Origin of the sequence: Bacillus sp. SG-1, from assembly GCF_000181495.1 — a bacterium.
GTDB lineage: Bacteria > Bacillota > Bacilli > Bacillales > Bacillaceae_B > Rossellomorea.
Genome location: NZ_ABCF01000131.1, coordinates 1 through 2,423 on the forward strand (window position 1 = coordinate 1; position 2,423 = coordinate 2,423).

Annotated in this window: 4 protein-coding genes; all 4 read right to left on the minus strand. The window is 45.1% G+C overall.

Annotated elements, in window-relative coordinates; all coding sequences use genetic code 11:
- Positions 1-1,016, minus strand: a 1,016-nt coding sequence (tsaD, locus tag BSG1_RS19005) for a tRNA (adenosine(37)-N6)-threonylcarbamoyltransferase complex transferase subunit TsaD (protein WP_006838857.1), incomplete at its 3' end; no start/stop codon positions are given.
- Complete coding sequence (rimI, locus tag BSG1_RS19010) at positions 1,009-1,467, minus strand: ribosomal protein S18-alanine N-acetyltransferase (protein ID WP_006838858.1); 459 nt, start codon at positions 1,465-1,467, stop codon at positions 1,009-1,011. The genes tsaD and rimI, both read right to left, overlap by 8 nt.
- 8 nt (positions 1,468-1,475) lie before the next feature.
- Positions 1,476-2,171 (minus strand): tRNA (adenosine(37)-N6)-threonylcarbamoyltransferase complex dimerization subunit type 1 TsaB, encoded by a 696-nt coding sequence (gene tsaB, locus BSG1_RS19015; RefSeq protein ID WP_006838859.1) that lies wholly within the window; start codon positions 2,169-2,171, stop codon positions 1,476-1,478.
- Positions 2,168-2,423 (minus strand): tRNA (adenosine(37)-N6)-threonylcarbamoyltransferase complex ATPase subunit type 1 TsaE (gene tsaE, locus BSG1_RS19020; RefSeq protein ID WP_006838860.1); only part of this gene is annotated, 256 nt, incomplete at its 5' end. The genes tsaB and tsaE, both read right to left, overlap by 4 nt.

A 2,423-nucleotide genomic window follows, 5' to 3' on the forward strand; every position in this document is an offset into this window, starting at 1 on the left:
AAGTTCTCAATATCGAGTCCAGGGTTGGCATTCATCGCCATTGTTCCCCGTTTTCCTTTTTCAAATTCTATCGTTCCTGCTGCAGCAATCATTGCGGCATTGTCCGTGCACAAGGACAGAGGAGGAATCACAAGCTCGATATCTGGCAAAGAATCAAACTCTGTTTCCAGAACATCTCGTAGCCCTTTATTCGCTGCCACGCCACCGGCAAGCAGTACCTGTGTAACACCGTATTGTTTTGCTGCCTTGACCGTTTTCGTCACAAGGACATCAATGACACTTTGCTGAAAGCTTGCAGCAAGTGTTTCAGGTGCAATCTTTTCTCCGCGCTGTTCAGCATTGTGAACCGTGTTGATAACTGCTGACTTAAGGCCGCTGAAACTGAAATCAAAGGAGTCAGCCTCAAGCCAGGCTCTTGGCAGATCAATCTCCGGTTCGCCTTCAGCTGCCAAACGATCAATATGCGGACCTCCTGGATAAGGAAGATTAAGTGTCCTTGCAACTTTATCGTACGCTTCCCCAGCTGCGTCATCTCGCGTTTCCCCAATGATCTCATAGGAGCCGTGCTCTTTCATATAGACTAGTTCTGTATGTCCTCCTGATACGACCAGTGATAGAAGAGGGAATTTCATTTCTGTCACTAAGCGGTTCGCATAGATGTGACCGGCAATATGATGGACACCAATCAAAGGGAGACCGTGCGCAAAAGCCAGCGCCTTTGCCGCATTGACACCGATCAGCAGCGCACCTACAAGCCCAGGTCCTTCCGTTACAGCGATCGCATCCATTTCACTAATTGTCATGCCGGCCTGATTCAAAGCTTCTTCAATCACTATTGTAATTTGTTCGACGTGATGTCTTGAAGCAATCTCAGGAACGACTCCTCCAAACCGTTTATGGCTCTCAATTTGAGAGGCCACGACATTTGAAAGAATCTCTTTTCCATTTTTAACAATGGCCACCGCTGTCTCATCACAGCTGGTTTCCATGCCTAGAATATACGTGTCTTTACTCATAAAATTTCACCCACATAACTAATGCATCCTCTTGGTTGTCAGAATAGTAATTTTTACGGATTCCGCCCTCCTGGAATCCAAACTTTCTATATAACGACTGGGCAGGAGTATTACTTACCCTTACTTCAAGTGTCATAGTCCTGGCACCCATTTCCTTAGCAATCTCAATCATGCTTCTCATCAATTTGTCACCAAGGCCTTGTCCTCTGTATGAAGGCAGAACTGCGATGTTCGTAATATGTGCCTCATCCACAATAATCCAGACCCCGCAGTAACCAATGACCTTCCCACCTTCTTCAATAACTATGTAAGTAGCAAAATGGTTTGTCTCTATTTCATTGAAGAAGGCATCCCTGCTCCACGGGATAGAAAAAGAATTGGACTCCACTTCCATGACCTGATCTAAATCTTCTGTATTCATTAATCTTATCGTATAATCACTCATTACCATTCCCCAGTTTACTTGCTATTTTGAGATTCTCTCCACTTTGCCTCAGCTTCTGCCAGCCTGATATAGTTCGGCACAAGTCCATGTACAGGTTCCTCGGAAATATCCATTCCAAGCCTGATGAGTTCTGATGGACGAGGATTATGGCTGGTCATATCCGCGATGACTGCCTGGTCTCCAAGCTTGCTCTGCAGAACCTCTTGATGGATCTTTACATCATGGCCAACAAATAATACTTTCTCATCGTAACGGCTTAGTATTTCCGCCCATTCTTCTGCCGGCAGATTGGCATCTTCCTTTTCGCACACCAACTTACCTTCATTGAACCTATAAAGCCCTGTGTATAGCTGACCTCTCCTGGCATCAAATAATGGTGAAATGACTCCATCAAAATACCTGCCTGATGAAGCAAGAACAGCCAGACTTGAAACCCCGACAACAGGTACATTCAGCGTCCAAGCCAACGTCTTTGCAATGGTCACGCCTATTCTCACACCAGTATAAGAGCCTGGACCGCTGGCAACTACGATTTTATCCAGTTCTGCTGGTTTTACATTACACTCCTGCATAAGCTTCTCAACTGCCGGCATAGCTCGCAGAGAGTGATTCTTCTTTATGTTTGTGATATATTCACCAACGACCTCATCATCATTGACAAGTGCAACTCCCAATTGATAATTGGACGTATCAATTCCCAGGATCTTCATTCAAAAATCTCCTTACATAACAATTCATATCTATTTCCTGTCGGCTCCAGAGTAATGGTTCTTTCCTGATCAGACTTTCTCAATATCCTTACAGCCAGCCTTTCATCAGGAAGCTGCTCCTTAATTAAATGAGCCCACTCTATGACAGTCACACCGCCACCAGTAAAATATTCATCAAATCCGAGATCCTCGAAAGAATCGTCCAGACGATAGACGTCCATGTGATATAATGGCAGCCGCCCCTGGTATTCC